This is a genomic window from Cupriavidus sp. PET2-C1 (assembly GCF_054515855.1).
The window spans coordinates 1355191-1377697 of sequence record NZ_CM137260.1; the positions used below are offsets into that span (position 1 = coordinate 1355191).

Genomic DNA, 22507 nt, shown 5'->3' on the forward strand with positions numbered 1-22507 from the left:
TCAATTCTTGTCTACCAAAGCCGTCGCTGCCGCGTTGTGATGTTTTCGCCGGGTGCCCGGGCAGCCCGAAACCGTCAAACAGCCTGGCCGCGCGCTGCGGCAACAGCCTGACGCCGCTTTTTTAGCAGTGCCTAGGCGGTATGACCAAGCTTTAATCATCATGCAAGTGGCCGCGGCATCGCGAGCCAATGCAATGAATGTGTGGCAGCAGGCGGGACAAGCCATCCGGTCGGCCCGCGCGCGGATCGCCACACCCCGCAAGCCCGAGAACCGGTCGTTATGTGCGCAAGCCATGGCGGTCACCCGATCCCTTTCCAGGAGACGTATGCGTAGTTCCGTGACCTCGCGAGACACCTCGCGAAGCACCGCACAAGGTGTTTCGCAATCTGCCGGCTTGCCCACGACCACCATCGTCCTGGTTTGCCTGTTTATTCTCCTGGTCTGGTTCGGCACGCTCGACGCTCGCCACCTGCTGCGCTCCGATGAAGGCCGCTATGCCGAGATCGCCCGTGAGATGTTCTCCACCGGCGACTGGGTAACCATCCGCTACAACGCACTCAAGTACTTCGAGAAGCCGCCCTTCCATATGTGGGTGACGGCGCTGTCCTACACCGTGTTCGGCGTAGGCGACTGGCAGGCCCGGCTATGCGTGGCGCTGTCCGGCATGGTCGGCCTCGTGGTCTCGATGCTCGCCGCCCATCGCTGGTATGGCTTCCGGGCCGCCTTCCTGACCGGGCTGGTGCTGGCCGCCGCGCCGATGTGGAGCGTGGCCTCGCACTTCAACTCGCTGGACATGACGCTGTCCGGCGCCATGGCCTGCGTGCTGGCCTTCATGTTGCTCGCGCAGCACCCGGCGGCTACGCCGGCCGCCCGCCGCTACTGGATGTGGGCCTGCTGGGTGGCCATGGGCGTGGCGATCCTGACCAAGGGGCTGGTAGGCATTGCCCTGCCCGGCCTCGTGCTGGTCATCTACACCCTGATCTCGCGGGATTTCGGCCTGTGGCGCCGCCTGCACCTGATCACCGGCATCGCGCTGATGCTGATCGTCACGGTGCCCTGGTTCTGGCTGGTGTCGGAGCGCAACCCCGAATTCCTGAATTTCTTCTTTATCCACGAGCACTGGCAGCGCTATACCTCGACGGTACACTCGCGCAAGGGCCCGCTGTGGTACTTCGTGCCGTTGCTAGTGGCGGGCTTCATCCCCTGGCTGGGGCTGGCGCCGCGCATGTGGCAAGTGGTCCGTGGCGAAGGCGCGGCGGCACGCGTGGCGCCGGCACGGCCATTCCAGCCGGCGCTGTTGCTGGCCGTGTGGGCCATTGCCATCTTTGTCTTCTTCAGCCTGTCCGGCTCGAAGCTGCCCGGCTACATCGTGCCGATCTTCCCGGCGCTCGGCATGCTGGCAGCCGTGGCGCTGCAGCACATCGATGAGCGCAGCTGGAAGCGGCAGCTCAACGGCATGCTGGTCATTGCGGCAATCGGCTTGCTGGCCAGCCCGGTGGTGGCCACGCTGAATTCCGACAATACGCCCAACGAGCTGTACCGCTTGTTCGCGGTCTGGGTCGGCGCCGCCTTCGTGCTGATGCTCGGCGCCGTGTTCCTCGCGCGCAAGCTCCTGGCAAGCAAGGGCCTGATGGTCAGCATCACCGTTTACTCGCTCGGCTTGTTCACCAGCTTCACAGTGGCGCTGCTGGGCCACGAGGTCATGGGACGGCAGACTTCGGGCGTGGACATGGTGCCCGCCATCAATGCCGTGCTGACGGATGACATGCCGATTTACGGCGTGCGCATGCTGGACCACACGCTGCCGTACTATCTGCGCCGCACCACCATCATGGTGGAATGGCCGGACGAACTGGAGTTCGGCACCAAGCAGGAGCCGCAGAAATGGCTCCCCACGCTGGATGCCTTTATTGCAAAATGGCAGGATGGCCAGCACGCCGTTGGCATCATGTCGGCTGCCACCTACAAGCTGCTGCAAGAGAGCAAGGTGCCGATGTACAAGATCGGGCAGGACAAGCGCCGCGTCGCGGTCACCAACTTCCCGCCTCCCGGCCAGGCGCCGGCAGCCCCGCAGCAAGAACCGAACCGCGCGCCATGACGCTCTCTACTTTCGCTTTCATCTTCACCGGCGTGCTGCTCAATGCGTGCGCGCAGCTGCTGCTCAAAGCCGGCACCAACGCCGTGGGCGCCATCACCATCGAGCGCGCGACGCTGTTTGCCACGGCGTTTCGCGTGCTGACCCAGTGGCCGGTGCTGGCTGGCCTGACGCTGTACGTAGTCAGCGTTGGCGTGTGGATCGTCGGGCTGTCGAGGGTCGACGTATCGATCGCTTACCCGATGCTGTCGCTCGGTTATGTGGTGAACGCCCTGGCAGCGTGGTGGCTGTTCGGTGAAATGATCGGCCCGCTGCGCGTTGCCGGCATTCTGCTGATCCTCGCCGGCGTGTTTCTCATCGCTCGTTCCTGATCACCACACCTTCGCACCATCGCCACAAGAGCCTGATTGCCATGACCGCTTCCGCTGCGCAAGCCTTCCTGCCCTTCGTCAAGCCGAATATTGACGCCGCTGCCATCGCCGAGGTGGGCAAGGTGCTGGCCTCGGGCTGGATCACCTCCGGCCCCAAGATGCACGCCTTCGAGGCCGCCCTGTCCGAGCTGTTCGGGGGCCGCCCGGTGCGCACCTTCGCCAATGGCTCGGCGACGATGGAAATCGCGCTGCGCGTGGCCAATATCGGCCCCGGCGACGAAGTCATCACCACCCCGATTACCTGGGTTGCGACGGCTAACGTCGTGATCACGGTGGGCGCCAAGCCCGTCTTCGTCGACATCGACCCGCGCACGCGCAATATCGATCTCGACGCCGTGGAAGCCGCCATCACGCCCCGTACCCGCGCCATCATGCCGGTCTACCTGTCGGGCCTGCCGGTGGATATGGACCGCCTCTACGCCATCGCGAAGAAGCACAACCTGCGCGTGATCGAGGATGCCGCGCAGGCCATCGACTCGCGCTGGCGCGGCCAGCGCATCGGTGCCTTCGGCGACCTGGTCAGCTTCAGCTTCCAGGCCAACAAGAACATCACCAGCGTCGAAGGCGGCTGCCTGGTGATGAACTCGCCCGAAGAAGCCGAACGTGCCGAACGCCTGCGCCTGCAAGGCGTGATTCGTACCGGCATGGACGGCATGGATGTGGAAGAGCCCGGCGGCAAATTCAACCTGACCGATGTCAACGCCGCCATCGGCCTGTCGCAACTGGCGCAACTTGACGCCATCACGGCACGCCGTGCCGAACTGGCCGAGGCGTACTACCGCTGCGCCGCCGCCAGCGGCCTGGCCGAACTCGGCATCGAGCTGCCGCTGCCGCGTGACGCAGAGCTGGCCACCACCAACTGGCATATGTTCCAGGTGGTGCTGCCGGCCGAACGCATCGAGGGCGGGCGCACCGCGGTGATGGAGGCCATGCGCGAGCAAGGCGTCGGCACCGGTGTGCATTATCCCGCCGTGCACCTGTTCTCTTATTACCGCTCCCTGGGCTGGCGCGAAGGCATGCTGCCGCACGCCGAGCGCATCGGAAGGGGCATCGTCACGCTGCCGATGTTCCCCGCCATGCAAGCCGCCGACGTGGAGCGGGTATGCGCAACTCTTAGTGAAACATGCAAACGCCTCTTCAAATGAGCCCTGTCGAAGTCTCCGTCGTCATTCCCGTCTATAACGAGGAAGATGGCCTGCAAGCCCTGTTCGACCGGCTCTACCCGGCGATGGACGGGCTCGGCTGCAACTACGAGATCATCTTCGTCAACGACGGCAGTCGCGACCGTTCGGCACAGATCCTGGCCAGCCAGTTTCACAAGCGCCCGGACACGACGCGCGTCGTGCTGTTCAACGGCAACTTTGGCCAGCATATGGCCATCCTGGCTGGCTTCGAGCACACCCGCGGCCAGATCGTGATCACGCTGGACGCCGACCTGCAAAACCCGCCGGAGGAAATCCCGCGGCTGGTGGCAACCATGCGCGAAGGCCATGACTACGTTGGCACCATCCGCCGCGAGCGCAACGACACGGCGTTCCGCCGCATTGCGTCCCGGGCCATGAACCGGCTGCGCGAGCGCATCACGCGCATCAAGATGACCGACCAGGGCTGCATGCTGCGTGCCTACGACCGCAATGTCGTCGACACCATCAATGCCTGCCGTGAGGTCAATACCTTCATCCCCGCGCTGGCCTACACCTTCTCCTCCAATCCGGTGGAGATCGTGGTCGAGCATGAAGAACGCCACGCCGGCGAATCCAAGTATTCGCTGTTCCAGCTCATCCGGCTGAACTTCGACCTGGTCACCGGCTTCTCCATCGTGCCGCTGCAGTGGTTCTCCGCCATCGGCACCTTGTTGTCGCTGGCATCGGCGGGCCTGGTGGCCGTGCTGCTGGTTCGGCGCTTCGTGCTTGGCGCGGAAGTGCAGGGTGTGTTCACCCTGCTCGCCTTCAACTTCTTCCTGGTTGGCATCATGCTGTTCGGCATCGGCCTGCTGGGCGAGTACATCGGCCGCATCTACCAGGAAGTGCGCAACCGTCCGCGCTACCGCATCCAGGCGGTGCTTGAAGGCACGCCGGAACAGCAAAAAGCGACGGAGGTCCCGTGCGCGCAGTAGTCTTCGCTTATCACAACGTCGGCGACCGTTGCCTGCGCGTGCTGCACGCGCGCGGCGTGGAAGTGGCGCTGGTGGTGACGCACCGCGACCGCCCGGATGAGAACATCTGGTTCCGCCGCGTTGCCGATACCGCCGCCGAACTCGGCCTGCCTGTCACCTACGGCGAAGACCCCGCCGATCCGGCGCTGGCCGCCGCGGTGGCTGCGGCGCGCCCGGACGTGATCTTCTCTTTCTACTACCGCGCGATGATTCCCGCGGCAGTGCTGGCGCTGGCGCCGCAAGGCGCGTTCAATATGCACGGCTCGCTGCTGCCCAAGTATCGCGGCCGCGTGCCGGTGAACTGGGCGGTGCTGCACGGAGAGAGCGAGACCGGCGCCACGCTGCATGCGATGGAAGCCAAGCCGGATGCCGGCTTCATCGTCGACCAGACGTCAGTGCCGATCCTGCCCGACGACACCGCCGGCGAGGTCTTCGAGAAAGTAACCGTGGCCGCCGAGCAAACGCTGTGGCGTGCCCTGCCCGCCATGATGGCCGGCAACATCACGCCGCTGCCCAACCGCCTGGCCGAAGGCAGCTACTTCTCCGGGCGCAAGCCGGAGGACGGCCGCATCGACTGGCAGCAGCCCGCCGCGCAGGTCTACAACCTGATCCGCGCAGTCGCACCGCCCTATCCCGGCGCCTTCACCGATGCCGGCTCGCGCCGCTTCGTGGTGGCGCAGGCGCGCCTGCCGCATGCCGGCAGCGCAGGCGGAGCAGCCCAATTGCAGTCCACCAGCGCCGCCCGCCCGGGCTTGCACGTGATCGACGGGCAGATCGTCGGCGTGTGCGGCGATGGCGGCCTGATCCTTGTACGCGAACTGCTGGACGATGGCGCCCAACCCGCGCCCGTCTCGCCTGCCGCGCTTTCCACATTTCTTACCGCATTGTCCAAAGAGGAAAACCGATGAAAAAGGTCCTGATTCTTGGCGTCAACGGCTTCATCGGCCACCACCTGACGCGCCGCATTCTCGAAACCACGTCGTGGGAAGTCTACGGCATGGACATGTCCAGCGATCGCCTTGGCGACCTGATCGACCATCCGCGCATGCACTTCTTTGAAGGTGACATCACCATCAACAAGGAGTGGATCGAGTACAACATCCGCAAGTGCGACGTGGTGCTGCCGCTGGTGGCCATCGCCACGCCCGCTACCTACGTGCGCCAGCCGCTGCGCGTGTTCGAACTCGACTTCGAAGCCAACCTGCCGATCGTGCGCGCCGCCGTGAAGTACGGCAAGCACCTGGTGTTCCCGTCCACCTCCGAGGTGTACGGCATGTGCCATGACGACGAGTTCGATCCCGAAACGTCCGAGCTGATCTGCGGCCCGATCAACAAGCCGCGCTGGATCTATGCCTGCTCCAAGCAGCTGATGGACCGCGTGATCCACGCCTACGGCATGGAGCAAGGCCTGAACTACACCCTGTTCCGCCCGTTCAACTGGATCGGCGCCGGCCTGGACTCGATCTTCGAATCGAAGGAAGGTTCTTCGCGCGTGGTCACCCAGTTCCTCGGCCACATCGTGCGCGGCGAGCCGATCAAGCTGGTGGACGGCGGCGCGCAAAAGCGTGCCTTTGCCGACGTCACCGACGGCATCAGCGCACTGATGCGCATCATCGAGAACCCGAACGGCATCGCCACCGGCAAGATCTACAACATCGGCAACCCGCGCAACATCCACTCCGTGCGCGAGCTGGCCGAGATGATGCTGAAGATGGCCGGCGACTACGCCGAGTACGCGGAAGAAGCCAAGAAGACCCAGATCGTGGAAACCTCCTCGGGCGACTTCTACGGCAAGGGCTACCAGGACGTGCAGAACCGCGTGCCGAAGATCGACAACACCGTGGAAGAGCTCGGCTGGAAGCCCGAGGTCAGCATGGAAGACGCGCTGCGCGCCATCTTCGAGGCTTACCGCAGCAAGGTGATCGAGGCGCGCACCCTGGTCGATTCGGCCAACTGAGCGCACGCACCCGATGGCCCGTATCGCCCTGAAGGTCGACGTCGACACGCTGCGCGGCACCCGCGAAGGCGTGCCGGCGCTGCTCGCCATGCTGGCCCGCGTGCGGGCCGAGGCCACCTTTCTGTTCAGTCTCGGCCCCGACCATACCGGCTGGGCGCTGCGGCGCGTATTCCGTCCCGGCTTCCTGAAGAAGGTGTCGCGTACCTCGGTGGTGTCGAACTATGGCTTGCGCACGCTGATGTACGGCGTGCTGCTGCCCGGTCCCGATATCGGCCGCAAGGGCGCGGCCGAGATGCGCGCGGCGCGTGCGGCAGGACACGAGTGCGGCATCCACACTTGGGATCACGTCTACTGGCAGGACAACGTGCGCGAGCGCGATGCGGCCTGGACCCGGCGCCAGATGCAGAGTGCGTTCGACCGCTACGTCGAGATTTTCGGCGAAGCGCCGCCCACCCATGGCGCGGCCGGTTGGCAAATGAACAATGAGGCCTTCCGCCAGATCGACGACTGGGGCATGGTGTACGCGTCCGATGGCCGCGGCACCGGTCCGTATATCCCCACGGTCAATGGCGTGGCATGCCGCCACGTGCAGATGCCAACCACGCTGCCGACGCTGGACGAACTGATCGGCGTGGGCGACCTGACGGAAGACAACGTCCACCAGGCCGTGCTGCGCCTGAGCGAAGATGGGCGCGACCACGTGTTCACCCTGCACACCGAACTCGAGGGCGGCAAGCTTGCGCCGGTGTTCAACCGCCTGCTGGATGGCTGGCGCGCGCAGGGGCATGAACTGGTGTCGATGGCCACGCTCTACCGGCACATCGATCGCAGCGCCCTGCCGCAACTGCCGGTGACGTGGGGCGCGATCGAGGGACGAAGCGGCGAGCTGATCCTGCAGCCGTAGGCATCTGGCCGGCGTAAGCGTCGCTCAACCGCTGCATGGCACCGGCGTCGCAGACGTCGAGCCGGACCGCGGTGAAAGTGGGAATGCCTTCGAACGGCATTGCCGCGTTGTCGAAGGTCCTGGCGGACCCTCGGCAACGTTCAGCTACGGTCCCTCCCCGCCAGCCGCAACCCGTTGAACACCACCAGCAAGCTCGCCCCCATATCGGCGAACACCGCCATCCACATGGTGCCCAGGCCCATGACCGTGAGTGCCAGGAAAATCGCCTTGATGCCAAGCGCCAGGGCAATGTTCTGCTTCAGGATCGTCGAAGTCTGCCGCGACAGCCGGATAAAGGCGGGGATCTTGCGCAGGTCGTCGTCCATCAGCGCCACGTCGGCGGTCTCGATCGCCGTATCGGTCCCGGCCGCGCCCATGGCGAAACCGATATCGGCACGGGCCAGCGCGGGCGCATCATTGACGCCGTCACCCACCATGCCCACCACGACGCGCTTGCTGCCATTGCTGCCACCGCTGCCATTACCCGGCGCCCCTTCTGCCCCCTTCACGCTCAGCGCAGCGATGGCGTCTGCCTTGTCCTGCGGCAACTGATTGCCGCGTGCCTCGTCGATCTGCACCTGCGCTGCGATCGCTTGCGCGGTATGCGGGTTGTCGCCCGACAGCATCAGCGTCTTGACGCCCAGCGCGTGCAGCTCAGCCACCGCCTCGCGGCTGCTGTCCTTGACCGTGTCCGCCACGCCGAACAGCGCCTCGACGCCGTGATCCGCGCCCAGCAGCACAACCGTCTTCCCCTGCCGCTCCAGCGCTTCCAGCGTAGCCTCCAGTTCCGGCGAGCACAGCCCGCGGTCGTGGATCAGGCGATGGTTCCCCAGGTAATAGCTGCGCCCGTTCACGCTGCCGCTGACACCGTACCCGGGCAGCGCGGCAAAGTCCTGCACTTCCAGCGCAACGATGCCGTGCGCACGCGCGGCATTGGCCACGGCCATCGACACCGGATGGTCGGACCGGGCTGCCAGGCTGGCCGCCATCACGCGCGCCGCATCGCTAGCCGCCGCACCTGCCGCGGCGGTTGCGCCCAGGGGCTGGAAATCGGTCTGGGCCGGCTTGCCGTGGGTGATGGTGCCGGTCTTGTCCAGCGCCAGCCATTTCAGATCCTTGCCCTGCTCCAGGTAGACGCCACCCTTGATCAGGATGCCGCGCCGCGCCGCGGCCGCAAGGCCGCTCACGATCGTTACCGGCGTGGAGATCACCAGCGCGCACGGGCAGGCAATCACCAGCAGCACCAGCGCCTTGTAGATCCATGCGCTCCAGTCGCCGTCGATCACCAGCGGCGGCACCACGGCCACCAGCACCGCGCCAAGGAAGACCAGCGGCGTGTAGATGCGGGCAAAGCGGTCGACAAAGCGCTGCGTGGGCGCGCGGCTGCCCTGCGCCGCCTCTACCGCGTGGATGATCCGCGCCAGCGTGGAGCCGCTGGCCGGCGCGGTGACTTCGTACTCCAGTTCGCCAGCCTGGTTGATGGTGCCGGCGAAAAGTGCATCGCCGATGGTCTTGTCGACCGGAACGCTCTCGCCAGTGATCGGTGCCTGGTCCAGCGTGGACTGGCCACGCAACACCCGCCCGTCGAGCGCCACGCGTTCGCCAGGGCGCAGGCGCACCAAGGCGCCGATGGCCACCGCGCTAGCCTCCACGGGCAGCCAGCTGCCGTCGGGCTGCTGCACCGTGGCCTGCTCCGGCGCCATTGCCATCAGGCCGCGCACGGCATTGCGGGCACGGTCCAGCGACGCCGCTTCGATGCGCTCGGCCAGCGCGAACAGCACCATCACCATGGCCGCCTCTGGCCACTGCCGGATGAGCATGGCGCCGGTGACAGCGATGCTCATCAATGCGTTGATGTTCAGGTTGCCATTGGACAGCGCAATCCAGCCCTTCTTGTAGACGCCCAGCCCGGCTATTGCCACAGCCGCCAACGCCAGCACGGGCGCCAGCCATTCCTGGCCGGGCACTTGCAGCCACTGCACGGCCTCCGCGCCGAGCGCGGCCACGCCGGCGAGCGCCAGCGGCCACCACGACTTGGCGGCTTGCGGCGGCAGCGCCGCAGCCTGCTCCGACAGCGGCTCGGCCTTCATGCCGAGGCTCTCGATGGCCCGCACCACGGGCTCCAGGGAGTCCAGCGTATGGTGCACCGTCAGCACGCGCTGCATCAGGTTGAACTGCAGCGCGGCCACGCCGGCCATGCTGCCCAGCGTGTTGCGGATCAGGGTCTCTTCCGTGGGGCAATCCATCGCGTCGATGCGATAGCTGGCCTCGGCGGCGCCGGCAGGAACGGCTACGGCAATCGGAGGCGCCATGCTCGCGCTGCCACAGCAAGCGGCGCCGGCCGCCTGAGCGTGCTGGTGGCCGTGGCCGTGATCATCGCTGTGCTGGTGGCCGTGCTGGTGGCCGTGATCGTGGCCGTGATCGTGGCCATGGTTGTGCTGGTGTGCTTGATCGTGCTTATGCGCGTGTTCGTGTGCATCAGAATGCTCATGACCGCAGCAAGATGGGTCACGGAGCGAAGCTTGGTCTGGCGTTGCGCTAGGCATGGCGGTTTTCCCTGCTTGTTTTTGCTTACCGCCCATTTAAGACCCTGAAGCGACTACAGGGTCAAGTGTTCTCTGCACATCAATCGATGCGCGCGCCTGAGATCACCTTTGCACCACGGTTTAAGCCACAGTTGCACAAGGGTCACGCTTGCTGCCTATATAATCCGCCGCATGCGCCGTTTCCTGATCCTGCTTTTCGCCATCATGCTGCCCCTCCAGTTCGCCTGGGCCGGGGCTGCGGCGTATTGCAATCACGAAAGCACGCAGCCGGGCAACGGCACCGCCACAGCCAGCGCCAGCTGGCATTTCGGCCACCATAGCCACGCCCATCAGGGCAAGCTCAGCCAGCACGGCAGCAGCGACAGCAAGAACGGCAAGGACAACATCAAGTTGCCCGACCTGGACTGCGCCGTGTGCCACTTTGCCAGCGCTCAGCTGGTCTTGCCGGACATGGCCACGAGCGCCTCGCACCATGGCGTGGCCATCAGCTACCGGGCGCTAGCCGCGTCCTACCTGTCGGCGCCCGGCGCCACCCCCGACCGCCCGCAGTGGCCGCTCGCCGCCTAAACGGCGAGACGACTCCCTTTACCTCCAGACTCTCGTCTCGCCGAACTTCCCTGGCTTTTTCCCGGTGAAATTCGATGAGAACACTTGTGATGCCGCTCGGGCTGGCGGCAGCTTTGCTCAGCCCTGCCGCGTTCGCCCAGAACGCGGCGACGACCCCATTGCCCGCCGCGCAAGCGGCGCAACAGATCCCCGAGCCCGCCGGCACGCTCACGCTGGACGATGCGCTCGCCCTCGCGGCCGAACGCAGCTTCACGCTCTCGGCCGCCGGCCATGAGCTCGATGCCGCCGAAGGCGGCATCATGCAGGCCCGCACCATCCCCAACCCGGAAGTCGCGGTGCAATTCGAGGACAACCGCCGCGACACCCGCACCACCACGACCCAGGTCAGCCTGCCGATCGAGCTTGGCGGCAAGCGCGCCGCGCGCATCGGCGCCGCGCAGAAGGCGCGTGAGCTCGCCCAATCGCAACTGGGCGCAACGCGCACCGACCTGCGCGCGGCCGTGGTTGGCGGCTTCTTCGCGGTGGTCATCGCGCAGGAGCGCGTCAAGCTGGCGCGTGGCTCGGCCGAGATCGCCGCCAAGGGCGCACAGGCGGCAATCCGCCGCGTAGCCGCCGGCAAGATCGCGCCGCTCGAAGAGAGCAAGGCGCGCGTGGAGCAGGCCAATGCGGAACTCGAGGTCGCCGACGCCGAGGCGGCACTAGCGATGGCACGCCAGTCGCTGGCCGGCCTTTGGGGCAGCAGCGAAGCCCGCTTCCAGGAAGCCGCCGGCAACCTGGACACCCTGCCCGCTCGGCCCGACGGCGCCAGTCTCGCGCAAGCGCTGGACAGCGCGCCGGAACTGGCAAGCCAGCGGCTGGAACTGGAGCGCAGGCAGGCCATCATCGGCGTGGAGCGCAGCCGCCAGTATCCCGACCTGACCGTCAGCCTGGGCAGCAAGCGCGACAACGGCTCAGACCGCGGCACCATGCCCGTGCTGGGCGTGTCGCTGCCGCTGCCGCTGTTCGACCGCAACCAGGGCAATCTCTACGCCGCGCTGCGCCAGGCGGATAAAGCGGCCGACGAGTACCGCGCCACGCAGGTGCGCCTCGCCAATGCGCTGCAGCAGGCCACGCGGCAATTGAGCGTATCGCGGACCTCGGCCGACTCGCTCAAGGGCACCGTGCTACCGGCTGCCCAGCAGGCCTATGAGGCCGCCACGCGCGGCTTCGAAGCCGGCAAGTTCAACTTCCTCGACGTGCTCGATGCGCAGCGCACCTGGTTCCAGGCGCGCGTCCGCTATCTCGGCGTGGTCGCCAATGCCTACCAGGCAGCCACCACCATCGACCGCATTCTTGGCCGCTAGCGCCAAAGGAACCCCATCATGGCAATCAGCAACAAGCAGAAAACGAGCATCGCCATCATCCTGGCGGGCGGCGCCATCGCAGCCGCGGGACTGATCTTCGCCGGGCGCGGCAGCGCCGACGCCACGCCCGAGGCCGCCCACGCAGCAGGCGCGCATGGCGAAGACGCGGCCCACGGCGACGGCGAGCATCACGGCAGCCCGGCCAGCGCGGCGCACGGCGACGCCGCCAGGCACACCGACGGGGAGCATCACGAAACGCAAGAGAAAGAAGGCCACATCGAGATGACCCCGGCGCAGGTCCAGGCGGCCGGGCTCACGCTGCGCACCGCAGGACCCGCGCACATCGAGGGCACGGCATCCTTCCCCGGCGAGATCCGCTTCAACGAGGACCGCACGGCCCACGTGGTGCCGCGCGTAGCCGGCGTGGTGGAAGGCGTGTCCGCCAACCTGGGGCAACAGGTGAAGAAGGGCGATTTGCTGGCGGTCCTGGCCAGCACCGCGCTGTCCGACCAGCGCAGCGAACTGCTGGCCGCGCAAAAGCGCCAGGAACTGGCCGAATCCACCTTCCAGCGCGAGAAGAAGCTGTGGGAGGACAAGATCTCCGCCGAGCAGGACTACCTGGCCGCGCGCGCCGCGCTGCAGGAAGCCCGCATCGCCACGCAGAACGCCACGCAGAAGCTGACCGCCATCGGCGCCAGCGGCAACGCAGGCAGCGCCAGGTCGCTCAACCGCTTCGAGCTGCGCGCGCCCTTTGACGGCACCGTGGTCGAGAAGCACCTGGCGCTGGGCGAAGCCGTGGCGGCCGACGCCAACGTGTTCGTCATCTCCGACCTCAGCACGGTATGGGCCGAGTTCGTGATCGCGCCCAAGGACCTGGATCGCGTGCGGGTTGGCGAGAAGGTGAAGATCGCCTCCACCGCCTTCGACGGCAAGGCCGAAGGCACGGTCTCGTATGTCGGCTCGCTGCTGGGCCAGCAAACGCGCACCGCCACCGCCCGCGTCACGCTGCCCAACCCCAAGGCGGCCTGGCGTCCCGGCCTGTTCGTCACCGTAGGCGTGACCGACTCCAGCGCCGAGGTCCCGGTGGCGATCGAGGCCGAAGCCCTGCAAAGCAATGGCGATCAGCAGGTGGTGTTCGCTGTCGTTCCGGGCGGCTTCCAGGCGCAGCCGGTCAAGACCGGCCGCAGCGACGGCAAGCTGGTGGAGATCACCGACGGCCTGAAAGCCGGCATGCAATACGTGGCGGGCAACAGCTTCGTGATCAAGGCCGAGCTTGGCAAGGCCGGCGCCGAACATAGCCACTAAGCGGAGAATCCCTCATGTTTGAAAGACTGATCCGCTTTGCCATCGAGCAGCGGTGGCTGGTGCTGCTGGCGGTGGCCGCCATGGCGGCGCTCGGCATCTACAACTACAGCCGGCTGCCCATCGACGCCGTGCCCGACATCACCAACGTGCAGGTGCAGGTCAACACCTCCGCGCCGGGCTATTCGCCGCTGGAAACCGAGCAGCGCGTCACCTACCCGATCGAGACCGCGATGTCCGGCCTGCCGGGCCTGGAGCAAACCCGCTCGCTGTCGCGCTATGGCTTGTCGCAGGTAACGGTGATCTTCAAGGACGGCACCGATATCTACTTCGCGCGCCAGCTGGTCAACCAGCGCATCCAGGAAGCCGCGCAAAACCTGCCCACAGGCGTTGCGCCACAGATGGGCCCGATCTCCACCGGGCTCGGCGAGATCTACCTGTGGACGGTGGAAGCCGAGGACGGCGCCAGGAAGGCTGATGGCACGCCCTACACGCCCACCGACCTGCGCGAGATCCAGGACTGGGTCATCAAGCCGCAGCTGCGCACGGTGCCCGGCGTCACCGAGATCAACTCCATCGGCGGCTTCGCCAAGGAGTACCTGGTGGCGCCCAGCCCGGAACGGATGGCCTCCTACGGCCTGAGCCTGCAGGACGTGGTGGTGGCGCTGGAGAAGAACAACGCCAACGTGGGCGCCGGCTATATCGAGCGGCGCGGCGAGCAATACCTGGTGCGCGCGCCGGGGCAGGTCAGGTCCGTCGACGATATCCGCGAGATCATCGTGGGTAGCGCGCAGGGCCAGCCCATCCGCATCCGCGACCTGGCGGACGTGGGCATCGGCCGCGAACTGCGTACCGGCGCGGCCACCGACAACGGGCGCGAAGTGGTGCTGGGCACCGTCTTCATGCTGATCGGCGAGAACAGCCGTGCCGTGTCGCAAGCGGTGGACCAGCGCATGGCCGCCATCAACCGCTCGCTGCCGGCCGGCGTCAAGGCTGTCACCGTGTATGACCGCACCGTGCTGGTGGACCGCGCCATCGCCACCGTCAAGAAGAACCTGGTCGAGGGCGCGATCCTGGTGATCGTGATCCTCTTCCTGTTCCTCGGCAACCTGCGCGCCGCCATCATCACCGCGCTGGTCATCCCGCTGTCCATGCTGTTTACGTTCACCGGCATGGTGACGTACAAGATCAGCGCCAACCTGATGAGCCTGGGCGCGCTGGACTTCGGCATCATCATCGACGGCGCGGTGGTGATCGTGGAGAACTGCGTGCGGCGCCTCGCCCATGCCCAGCAACAGCACGGCCGCCCGCTCACCCGCGGCGAGCGCTTCCACGAAGTTTTTGCGGCCTCGCGGGAAGCGCGCCGCCCGCTGATCTTCGGCCAGCTCATCATCATGATCGTGTACATCCCCATCTTTGCGCTGACCGGCGTAGAGGGCAAGATGTTCCACCCCATGGCCATGACCGTGGTGCTGGCGCTGATCGGCGCAATGATCCTGTCGGTGACCTTCGTGCCGGCGGCCGTGGCGCTGTTCATCGGCGACAAGGTAGGCGAGAAGGAAAACCGCCTGATGCTGTGGGCCAAGCGCGCCTACGCGCCCATGCTTGGCAAGACCATCGCCAACACACCGGTGGTGCTGACCCTTGCCGCGGTCGCGGTGCTGTTGAGCGGCCTGGTGGCGACGCGGCTGGGCAGCGAGTTCATCCCCAACCTGAACGAAGGGGATTTCGCCGTGCAGGCGCTGCGCATTCCCGGCACCAGCCTCACCCAGTCGCTCGCCATGCAGCAGCAGATCGAGACGCGCCTCAAGGAGAAATTCCCCGAAATCGAGCGCGTCTTCGCCCGCACCGGCACCGCCGAGATCGCCTCGGACCCGATGCCGCCCAACGCCTCGGATGGCTACATCATGCTCCGGCCACGGACAAAGTGGCCCGATCCATCGAAAACGCGCGAGCAACTGCTGGCGCAGATGGAGGCCGAATTGGCAACCATCCCCGGCAACAAGTACGAGTTCTCGCAGCCGATCCAGCTGCGCTTCAACGAGCTGATCTCCGGGGTGCGCAGCGACGTGGCCGTGAAGATCTTCGGTGACGACAACGCCGTGCTGGAGGACACCGCGCAAAAGGTCGCCACCGTGCTGCGGGCCGTCCCCGGCGCAACCGAGGTCAAGGTCGAGCAGACCAGCGGCCTGCCGATGCTGACGGTGGACGTGGACCGCGCCCGCGCGGCCCGCTACGGCCTCAACATGATCGACGTGCAGGACACCGTGGCCATTGCCGTGGGCGGCAGGGACGCCGGCATCTTCTTCCAGGGCGACCGCCGCTTCAATATCGGCGTACGCCTGCCGGAAGGCATCCGTGGCGATGTGGAGGCGCTGCGCCGGCTGCCGATTCCCTTGCCGAAAGGAAGTACGGCAACCGCCAGCTATATCCCGCTGGGCGAAGTGGCCACGCTCACGCTGGCCCCCGGCCCCAACCAGGTCTCGCGCGAGAACGGCAAGCGCCGCATCGTGGTCAGCGCCAACGTGCGCGGGCGCGACGTGGGCACCTTCGTGCCCGAGGCGATGGCGTCGCTGGATCGTCAGGTCAAGGTCCCGGCGGGCTACTGGGTCACCTGGGGCGGCACCTTCGAGCAATTGCAATCGGCCACCACGCGGCTGCAGATCGTGGTGCCGGTGGCGCTGCTGATGGTGTTCGTGCTGCTGTTCGCCATGTTCGGCAATGCGCGCGATGGCCTGCTGGTCTTTACCGGCATTCCCTTTGCGCTCACTGGCGGCATCCTGGCGCTGTGGCTGCGGGGCATTCCGCTGTCGATCTCGGCGGCCGTGGGCTTTATCGCATTGTCCGGCGTGGCGGTGCTCAACGGACTGGTGATGCTGTCCTTCATCCGCAGCCTGCGCGAAGAAGGCAAGCCGCTCGATGAAGCCATCCACACCGGCGCGCTGACCCGGCTGCGCCCGGTGCTGATGACCGCGCTGGTGGCATCGCTGGGCTTTATCCCGATGGCGATAGCCACCGGGACCGGGGCCGAGGTACAGCGTCCGCTGGCCACGGTAGTGATAGGCGGCATCCTGTCTTCCACCGCGCTGACCTTGCTGGTGCTGCCGGTGCTGTACCGGCTGGCGCATCGGCGCGACAAGGAGGAGGCTGGCGTTGCAGATGACGCAGGCAGCGGACGCCTGGCTGGCGGTTTGACAGTGCCACCGGCATTGCCCAACGGCTAAGCCTGGCGACAGCAGGAGCGGCACGCCGCTCCTGCCATCAAGCACCGTTGCGCGTCAGTGCAACCCGATGCCCGGCGGCGCCAGCACGATTTCCATGCTGCGGTCCATTGCGCGCCCGGCCGCGCTGGCATTGTCGCCAAACGGCTGCACATCGCCACCGCCAGCGCGCGCGCCTCTGAAAGAGCGATATGCGATAGCCGGGGTTCGCGGGCCACCGGCGCGGCAAAATGAGAATCTGAATTTTCCGAATCCTGCCGGCGCTTGAAATCGATATTCTTTGCCGGGCACCGATTCTTGCAGAGCTAGCAACGTCACGCGCTTGATGCACGAGGGCTTGGTTCGCCGGATCGAGCCACCCACGCTCATTGACCGCGCGCCTGGCCTGACAAGCAGATCATGAAAATCGATTACCATTCGCGTACGGTATCCGTGATACTCAAGCTCCGCACACTTTAGGAGATACTATGAATTTCGATAAATTTGATTTGATTAAATTCTCCTCAGAGGTCCGCGACTTACTGAACAGTGAGTTAGGAATTTCGGTGGGGAATATGGAGATTGTTCCGTTCGGGGAGAAATTGTACAAACTGGTTCGATCCCATGCGTACAACGAAGGTATACTAGACTCACAACGCTTACTGGATCGAAAGTTGTCCGATATTTCGGAACAACTTGATTTGTTGCTACAGCATGAATAACAGATATTTGCTAAATCAAATAAGGGAGGTTTGGATTAATGCCTATCTAAATGGCGAGGTGGATTGGCTATCATATTTGGAGGCCCCTACCTTTTTCGTTAAAAGAGGCGACAAACTCATTTTCAAATCCGAACAGATATCCTTTATCGAACGAAGTCGAGCCAAATTTCCGACAAAGAAATCCAAAGGGGTAGAGTTTAGAGAATCAATTATCGATATGCAAGAACGCAAGGGCTGGGCCACTGTCTATGGCTCCGCCTCATTCAAGAGAAACGGAGAGATCGTTAGCCAATGCAATTTTTTTGAGCTGTGGCTAATTATCGATGAGCGGTGGCAGATCGCATCGTTATGTATCGAAGATGCCAATCAGGCTGCGGAAGCGTAACGGTGATAATCGATAGCTGCTCACCGATGCCGATTGGCCCTCCAACGCCCGTTGTAACGCGGAGCACGCCATCACGAAGGCGTTCCACCTCTGCATCCACTACCACGCCATTGCCTCCGATTCCAATTTGATAGAACCGGAGTTCCCTAATTCTCGTCACCTTGAAAGGGATGGCTCTTAACCCCTGCTTGTCGAGTCTGCCGCAGACCCGGCATATTGCATCGGAAACATCAGCTCCGCCACCGTCTCGCCGGCCCGGCTGCGCATGCTCACGCTGCCGCCATGCAGCCGCATGATCGTATCCACGATGGCCAGCCCAAGCCCGGTCGAGCCCGCCGAATTGCTGCGCGCGGGGTCACCCCTGTAAAAGCGTCCGAACACATGCGGCAGTGCCTCGGCGGCAATGCCGGCGCCGCCGTTGCTCACCTGGATCCGGGTCACGGCGGCTTCCGCCACGACCCGGATGTCCACGGCGCTGCCCGCGGGCGCGTGGCGCAAGGCGTTGTCGACGAGGTTGGTCACCGCGCGCCGCAGCAGCGTCTGGTCAGCGCGCACGGCGCCCTGGCCGGCAAGTTGCACCTTGATGTCTCGGTCCGCCGCCACGGCTTCGTAGTACTCGGCAACCTTGTCCAGCTCCGCACGCGCGTCCAGCTCTCGCACCTTCATGGCCACCTGGGCATGGTCAGCGCGCGCGAGGAACAGCATGTTCTCGATCATGCGGGCCAGCCGTTCGTATTCTTCCAGGTTGGATTCCAGCAGGCTCTCGTACTCCTGCACCGGGCGGCTATGGCCCAGCGTGACCTGGGTCTGGCCGATCAGGTTGCTGATGGGCGTGCGAAAATCGTGCGCCAGGTCGGCAGAGAATTCGGAGAGCCGATGAAAGCCGTCTTCCAGCCTTGCCAGCATGTCGTTCAGCGCGGCGACAAGCGCGCGCAGCTCAGTGGGCGCCTGGCCGGCATCGAGCCGCGTGGCGAGCCGGCTCATGGTGACGGCCGAAGCGTCCTGCGCCATGCGCCTGAGCGGGCGCAGGCCGCGCCTGGCCAGCAGGTATCCCAGCCCCGCCGCGACCGCCGCGCCGCATAGCGTTGCCCACAGCATCTGCGTCTGGTAGGCCTTCATCAGCGCCACGCGGTAGCCGGCATCACGCAGCACCACGATCTCGACCGCGCGCTCGGAATCCCCCAACTGCCCCAACGCGGAGATGCCGCGCGAGGCGACGCCGTTGCGGGGATACCAGGTATGCAGTTGGGATTTGTCGGGCGGTGTGGCCGCGGGCAGCACTGGCAATGCCGGCACCGGCTCATGGCGCGGGTTCAGGGTGACCAGCGGCTCGCCGCCGCTGCCGCGCACCAGCAGGATCAATCCTTCATGGCCCAGCGCGAGATCGGCGAAACGATGCGTGTCGGCGCGGATCTCTGCCTCCGAGCCCACCTCGCGCAGCAGATGGCGCACCAGCAGCACTTCGCTGACCAGCTCGCTCTCGTCGCGATCCTGCAGCTGGGCGGCAAGCGCGCTTGCCAGGTAGGTGCCAACGGCCACCAGGATCGCCACGGTGGCGGCGCCGTAGGCCAGCGCCAGCCGTGCCGTGAGCGATGCCGGCAGGCGGAGCACAGCGCGGATCACGAGGCGGCCCCTGACATGGCCCGGATCACCGGGCCTCCTCCTCCAGCACGTAGCCCATGCCCCGGCGCGTGTGGATCAGCTTGGCGGGAAAGGGGTCGTCGACCTTGGCGCGCAGCCGGCGGATGGAGACATCGACCACATTGGTATTGCTGTCGAAATTCATGTCCCAGACGTGGGAGGCGATCAGCGAACGCGACAGCACTTCGCCGCTGCGGCGCGCCAGCAGTTGCAGCAGCGCGAACTCCTTGGAGGTCAGTTCCAGCTTCTGGCCGTTGCGCGTGACGCGGCGCTTGACGGTATCGATCTGCAGGTCCGCCACTTCGATCAGCTCGCTTTCGCGCAGCGGGCCGCGCCGCAGGATGGTGCGGATGCGCATGACCAGCTCGGCGAAGGCGAAGGGCTTGACCATATAGTCATCGGCGCCCAGCTCCAGGCCCTTGAGCCGGTCGGAAAGCGCATCGCGCGCGGTGAGGAACAGGACCGGCGTATCGCGCTCGCGCCGCAGTTCCTGGAGCACCTGCCAGCCATCCATGCCCGGCAGCATCACATCCAGCACGATGAGGTCGTACTCCTGCCCGCGTGCGTGGGCCAGGCCGTCCACGCCATCGCGCGCCAGGTCCACCACGAAACCGGATTCGCTCAGACCCTTGCGCAGGTAGTCGCCTGCCTTGGGTTCGTCTTCGACAATCAGTATGCGCATAGTTATTCACTCCGGGCCATCCACCGGCCCTGCAAGACCGACACGCTATACGAGGAAGCCCCGCCGCGGCCGAAGATGTCAGCATTGTCATGTTGGCGTCACGCTACCGCACCTTTCGATGCAGGTACAATGTCGGCTGCTGATTCCCCTGCCCCGATGAAACGCGTCCTTAGCTACTTCCTGTTGTGCCTTGCCATGATCGCGCTGCCCGCACAGGGTGTCGCGGCGGCGGTCATGATGGTCTGCAGCGCGGCGCAATCTGTGCAATCGAGGCATTCGATGCAGGTGCCATCCGTCGTACTGCCGGCCGATTCGCCGGCCGTGGAATCGATGATGTTACGCCATGCGGCCATCAAATCGCAGGCGGAAGCCGCGCTTGGCAGCCATGCCGGCGCGCATTGCCATGACGCGGCGGACCCGGCCCAGCAGCGGGACGGGATGGCCAATCTATCTGGCGTGACTGGCATGGCTGACCAGCCAGCCCTTCAAGACCATCAAGACCATCAGGATCACCACGCCAGCCATGGCGCCGGTGGCACCTGCAGCGCCTGCTCGGCCTGCGCGCTCGGTGCCGTCATGCCCACCATCCTGCCTGAGCTCGCCCTGGCCAGCCATGGCCATGCCGCACCGGTAGCCGCCCTGGCTGCCTACGCCGGTTTCCTCCCCGCCCCCTCCGACCGCCCGCCCGCCGCGCGCTGCTGACACCCGAGGTGCGTCCAGCGCACGCTCGCCCCCCGTTCGTCTTACCCCGCGCCGTCCTTCGCGCATCCCACGAACCCTGAGGTTGTCATGCATTTCGTCCGCATTCTTGCGGCGGCTTGCCTGGTGCTCGGGCCGACCTTGTCGTCGGCCCAGTCCAGCGCACCCGCCGCCGATCCACTCGATCCCCGCGCATCCGTGCCGCCGCTGCCGGCACCGAACGTGCTGGCCGGCTACGTGCCATTCCAGGCGCAAGCCATCGCCCCGTGGCGCGAGTCCAACGCGCAGGTCACGCCGACGGTGGGCAAGGGCGCAACGGGCGCCAGCGTGCCCATGTCCATGCCCGCGTCGACACCGGCCGCCAGGCCCGCCGCCGGCCACGGCCACCACCACTAAGGAGGCCGCATGTCTCTCCCATTGCCAATCCGGCCGGGACTGGCCGCGGCGGCCTGTGCCCTGCTGCTGGCCGGCTGCGCCGGGTTTACCGCCGATGGTGGCTTCGACACCGCGGCCACCGCCGCGCGCGAGCGCCTCGGCAAGGATGCCATCTGGGTCCGCTCCGACCAGGACCGCGCTGCCGTCTACGAGCGCACCCAGGCCTTGCTGGCGCAGCCGCTCGACGCCGACAGCGCCGTGCAGATCGCGCTGCTCAACAACGCCGGCCTGCAGGCGGCCTTTGCCGATCTGGGCATTTCCGAGGCCGAGTACGTCCAGGCAACGCGCCTGCCCAACCCGGGATTCTCCTTCAGCCGCAAGCGCCAGGGCGACGACCTCAAGATCGACCGCGCCATATCCGTCGGCCTGATGAACCTGCTGGTGCTGCCGCTGGCGGCCCGCATCGAGCAGGACCGCTTTACCCAAACCCGGCTCGCCGTGGCCGACACCTTGCTGCGGCAGGCGCTGGAAACGCGCAAGGCCTTTGTCAATGCCGTCGCCGCGGAACAAGCGGCGCGCTATGCCGAGCAGGTCAAGAACGCAGCCGAGACCGGCGCGCTGTTCGCCCGCGACCTGGCGCGCGCAGGCAACGTCAGTGCGCTCGATCACGCGCGCGAACAGGCCTTTTACGCCGAGGCCGCGACCCAGCTGGCCCGCACCCGCCAGCAGGCACTGGCCGCGCGCGAGCAGCTCACGCGCCGGCTCGGCCTGTGGGGCACCGGCGCGCAATACCGGCTCCCCGAACGCCTGCCGGACCTGCCGAAGGGGCGTCCCGCCATGGCGGACCTGGAGGGCTATGCCATTGCCAGCCGCCTCGACCTGCAAGCCGGCAAGCTGCAACTGGATAGCCTGGCGCGCTCGCTTGGACTGACCCGCGCTACGCGCTTTATCAGCGTGCTGGACGTGAGCTACCTGCACAACTCGGAAACCGGCAGGCCGCGCGAGACCGGCTACGGCATCGATATCGAGATCCCGCTGTTCGACTGGGGCGGCGCCCGCGTGGCGCGGGCCGAGGCGGTCTACATGCAGGCCGCCAGCCGGCTCGCCGAGAGTGCTATCAATGCCCGCTCGGAAGTGCGCGAGACCTATGCCGGCTACCAGGCGCGCTACGACATCGCCCGGCATTACCGCGACGAGGTAGTGCCGCTGCGCAAGCGCATCTCCGACGAAGGCATGCTGCGCTACAACGGCATGCTGGTCAGCGTGTTCGAGCTGCTGGCCGACGCGCGCGAGCAGGTCGGCGCCGTCAACGGCTATCTCGATGCGCTGCGCGAATACTGGGTGGCCGAAACCGAACTGCAGGGCGCGCTCGGCGGACGGCTGCCGGACGGCGGCGCATTGCCTCTGCCTGCATCCTCTTCCCCAGCCGCGCCCGCCGCGCCCGCCTCGCCCAAAGGACAATGA

19 protein-coding genes are annotated in these 22507 nt (G+C 66.1%); 15 read left to right on the top strand and 4 right to left on the bottom strand.

Features of this window, described 5'->3' with window-relative positions; genetic code table 11:
* Window positions 1-325: 325 nt before the first annotated feature.
* Genes ACX12D_RS26055 through ACX12D_RS26085 form a run of 7 tightly spaced genes read left to right on the top strand, consistent with a single transcriptional unit; the run spans window position 326 to window position 7542 of the window.
* Window positions 326-2098, top strand: a complete 1773-nt coding sequence (locus tag ACX12D_RS26055) for a glycosyltransferase family 39 protein (RefSeq protein ID WP_459376335.1) — start codon at window positions 326-328, stop codon at window positions 2096-2098.
* Window positions 2095-2466 carry a DMT family transporter gene (locus tag ACX12D_RS26060; protein ID WP_043355625.1) on the top strand — a complete coding sequence of 124 codons (372 nt, stop codon included), beginning with the start codon at window positions 2095-2097 and terminating at the stop codon, window positions 2464-2466. Before ACX12D_RS26055 ends, ACX12D_RS26060 begins: the two co-directional genes overlap by 4 nt.
* A gap of 41 nt (window positions 2467-2507) precedes the next feature.
* Complete coding sequence (locus tag ACX12D_RS26065; protein ID WP_459376336.1) at window positions 2508-3671, top strand: DegT/DnrJ/EryC1/StrS family aminotransferase; 1164 nt, start codon at window positions 2508-2510, stop codon at window positions 3669-3671.
* Complete coding sequence (locus tag ACX12D_RS26070; protein WP_459376337.1) at window positions 3650-4642, top strand: glycosyltransferase; 993 nt, start codon at window positions 3650-3652, stop codon at window positions 4640-4642. The genes ACX12D_RS26065 and ACX12D_RS26070 overlap by 22 nt, the downstream gene beginning before the upstream one ends.
* Window positions 4630-5589, top strand: a complete 960-nt coding sequence (locus ACX12D_RS26075; protein WP_459376338.1) for a formyltransferase — start codon at window positions 4630-4632, stop codon at window positions 5587-5589. Before ACX12D_RS26070 ends, ACX12D_RS26075 begins: the two co-directional genes overlap by 13 nt.
* Window positions 5586-6638: a bifunctional UDP-4-keto-pentose/UDP-xylose synthase gene (locus ACX12D_RS26080; RefSeq protein ID WP_052495092.1), complete on the top strand. Its 1053-nt coding sequence runs from the start codon at window positions 5586-5588 to the stop codon at window positions 6636-6638. Before ACX12D_RS26075 ends, ACX12D_RS26080 begins: the two co-directional genes overlap by 4 nt.
* A 13-nt stretch (window positions 6639-6651) precedes the next feature.
* Entirely contained in the window at window positions 6652-7542 is an 891-nt protein-coding gene (locus ACX12D_RS26085; protein WP_459376339.1) for a polysaccharide deacetylase family protein, read from the top strand.
* A gap of 140 nt (window positions 7543-7682) precedes the next feature.
* On the opposite strand, the gene ACX12D_RS26090 is transcribed toward ACX12D_RS26085, so the two are convergent.
* Window positions 7683-10127, bottom strand: a complete 2445-nt coding sequence (locus tag ACX12D_RS26090; RefSeq protein WP_459376340.1) for a heavy metal translocating P-type ATPase — start codon at window positions 10125-10127, stop codon at window positions 7683-7685.
* A 171-nt stretch (window positions 10128-10298) separates the two neighbouring features.
* Between ACX12D_RS26090 and czcI the strand changes: the two genes are divergently transcribed.
* The 4 genes from czcI (at window position 10299) to ACX12D_RS26110 (ending at window position 16563) form a co-directional block, all read left to right on the top strand.
* On the top strand, window positions 10299-10694 hold the full coding sequence (czcI, locus tag ACX12D_RS26095) for a cation efflux protein, CzcI family (protein WP_459376341.1): 396 nt from the start codon (window positions 10299-10301) through the stop codon (window positions 10692-10694).
* A 74-nt stretch (window positions 10695-10768) separates the two neighbouring features.
* The gene (locus ACX12D_RS26100) at window positions 10769-12037 is read left to right on the top strand and encodes a TolC family protein (RefSeq protein WP_459376342.1); all 1269 of its coding nucleotides are present in this window, start codon (window positions 10769-10771) and stop codon (window positions 12035-12037) included.
* Window positions 12038-12055: 18 nt separating this feature from the next.
* Entirely contained in the window at window positions 12056-13342 is a 1287-nt protein-coding gene (locus ACX12D_RS26105) for an efflux RND transporter periplasmic adaptor subunit (protein WP_459376343.1), read from the top strand.
* A 14-nt stretch (window positions 13343-13356) separates the two neighbouring features.
* On the top strand, window positions 13357-16563 hold the full coding sequence (locus ACX12D_RS26110; RefSeq protein ID WP_459376344.1) for a CusA/CzcA family heavy metal efflux RND transporter: 3207 nt from the start codon (window positions 13357-13359) through the stop codon (window positions 16561-16563).
* Between the two features lie 54 nt (window positions 16564-16617).
* Here the strand turns inward: ACX12D_RS26110 and ACX12D_RS26115 are convergent, their stop codons facing one another.
* On the bottom strand, window positions 16618-16977 hold the full coding sequence (locus ACX12D_RS26115; protein WP_459376345.1) for a hypothetical protein: 360 nt from the start codon (window positions 16975-16977) through the stop codon (window positions 16618-16620).
* 276 nt (window positions 16978-17253) lie between these two features.
* Here ACX12D_RS26115 and ACX12D_RS26120 point away from each other — a divergent pair, with 276 nt between their 5' ends.
* Window positions 17254-17646, top strand: coding sequence for a hypothetical protein (locus tag ACX12D_RS26120; RefSeq protein WP_459376346.1), 393 nt, complete (start codon window positions 17254-17256; stop codon window positions 17644-17646).
* 177 nt (window positions 17647-17823) lie between these two features.
* Here the strand turns inward: ACX12D_RS26120 and ACX12D_RS26125 are convergent, their stop codons facing one another.
* Window positions 17824-19257: a heavy metal sensor histidine kinase gene (locus tag ACX12D_RS26125; RefSeq protein ID WP_459376524.1), complete on the bottom strand. Its 1434-nt coding sequence runs from the start codon at window positions 19255-19257 to the stop codon at window positions 17824-17826.
* 37 nt (window positions 19258-19294) lie between these two features.
* Window positions 19295-19969 carry a heavy metal response regulator transcription factor gene (locus tag ACX12D_RS26130; protein ID WP_441637712.1) on the bottom strand — a complete coding sequence of 225 codons (675 nt, stop codon included), beginning with the start codon at window positions 19967-19969 and terminating at the stop codon, window positions 19295-19297.
* A gap of 156 nt (window positions 19970-20125) precedes the next feature.
* Here ACX12D_RS26130 and ACX12D_RS26135 point away from each other — a divergent pair, with 156 nt between their 5' ends.
* The 3 genes from ACX12D_RS26135 to ACX12D_RS26145 all read left to right on the top strand — a co-directional run bounded on the left by ACX12D_RS26135 (window position 20126) and on the right by ACX12D_RS26145 (window position 22507).
* A complete protein-coding gene (locus ACX12D_RS26135; protein WP_459376347.1) occupies window positions 20126-20671 on the top strand; it encodes a hypothetical protein in 546 nt (181 codons plus the stop codon).
* An 87-nt stretch (window positions 20672-20758) separates the two neighbouring features.
* Window positions 20759-21064 (top strand): hypothetical protein, encoded by a 306-nt coding sequence (locus ACX12D_RS26140; protein ID WP_459376348.1) that lies wholly within the window; start codon window positions 20759-20761, stop codon window positions 21062-21064.
* A 9-nt stretch (window positions 21065-21073) separates the two neighbouring features.
* Window positions 21074-22507, top strand: a complete 1434-nt coding sequence (locus ACX12D_RS26145) for a TolC family protein (RefSeq protein ID WP_459376349.1) — start codon at window positions 21074-21076, stop codon at window positions 22505-22507.